Annotated in this window: 1 protein-coding gene; it reads left to right on the forward strand. The window is 62.9% G+C overall.

All coding sequences use genetic code 11. The features are described from left to right. Window positions 1–291: 291 nt before the first annotated feature. Window positions 292–1396 (forward strand): HAMP domain-containing protein (locus tag G8O24_RS42425; RefSeq protein WP_188108401.1); only part of this gene is annotated, 1105 nt, incomplete at its 3' end.

Consider the following 1396-nt stretch of genomic DNA (forward strand, 5'->3'; position numbering starts at 1 on the left):
CCGACATCGGCCAGGTCAATCGGGGTGCGGCCGAAACCGGCTCGGCCTCGGAAGAGGTGCTGAATTCGGCCAAGACGCTGTCGTCCGAAAGCACGCGCCTGCGTGCCGAGCTCGACCGCTTCATGGCGAATATCCGGGCGGCGTAGGACCTCGGGCCGCGTCACCTAACCGCAAGTTGCGGCGCGGCAAATTTACCGCAGCTTATCCTTTGCCATCTACGGTGATCCCGAGTCGGGGAGCGGGCTGCTCCCGGGCTGCGCCTGGTTTTCCGCGAATGGAATGGGGTGGGGAATGTCCGTCAAGTCGAAGCCAAACTCATTGAGGCTCTTCACCTTGCGTTTTCGTGCAAAAATCATCCTCGGCTTCGTGGCGGTGCTCGCTATCCTCGCCGTCAGCATGGCCTTCGCCTATTTCGGCTTTGAGCGCATTGCGGGCGCCGTCGCCTCCTACCGGGCGAGCGTCGCGGAAGCAGACCTGGCGCGAACCATCGATCGCGAATTGATCAGCTATCAGGGGCTGACCCGCGCTTACACGCTGACCGGCGCTGCGGATGACGAAACCGCGGCCAAGGCGGCCGAACAGAATCTGAAAACGGCGATCGCCCAGTCGATGGCGGCGACATCAGGCGCGGAGCGCCGCGAGCAGGTCGGCAAGCTCGAGGCCGAGTTCCAGCGCTTCTCAAAGGTGTTCGGCGAGATCATTACGCTGACGCGCGAGAACAACAAGATCGCAGCCGACGAGCTGAACAGCGTCGGCAACAAGATCCGCTTCAAGTTCGACGACCTCGCCGATACTGCGGCGCTGGCTGGCCTGAGCTCGGTCCAGAGCACGGCCAAGGACATCACCTCGCAATATCTCGCGGTCTCCACTTCGGTCAGCGCTTTCGTTGCCAAGCCGGAGCCGAAGACGGCCGACGGCGTCGTCGCCCGCATCAAGTTTCTGGAGACATTGCTGGTCTCGATCTACGCCAACGACCAGAAGATCACCGACCGTGTCACCGAGATCGGCAATCTGCTGAAGCAGTATCGCGCGTCCTTTGCCAAGCTGTCGGAGAATGTGAAGGTCATCGTCAAGTCGAACGGCGAGATGACCAAGACGGCTGCGTCCATCCTCAAGCTCTCGGGCGAATTGCGCTCGGACCTGTCGGCCGATCAGCAGCGCATCGAGGTGAGTGCGAATGTGACGATCGGGGAAACCGAGCGGCTGATGCTGATGCTGGCGCTGGGTGGCCTTGCCATCGGCGCCGTGCTGGCCCTGATGCTCGGCAATGGCATCTCGCGGCCGATGATCGCGATGTGCAAGGCGATGCGCGAACTCGCCTCGGGCAATTTCGACGTCGTGCTGCCGGGCCTCGGGCGCAAGGACGAAATCGGCGAGATGGCCGGCGCGGTCGAGG

The sequence above is a fragment of the Bradyrhizobium campsiandrae genome, from assembly GCF_014529705.1.
GTDB classification, from domain to species: Bacteria; Pseudomonadota; Alphaproteobacteria; order Rhizobiales; family Xanthobacteraceae; genus Bradyrhizobium; species Bradyrhizobium campsiandrae.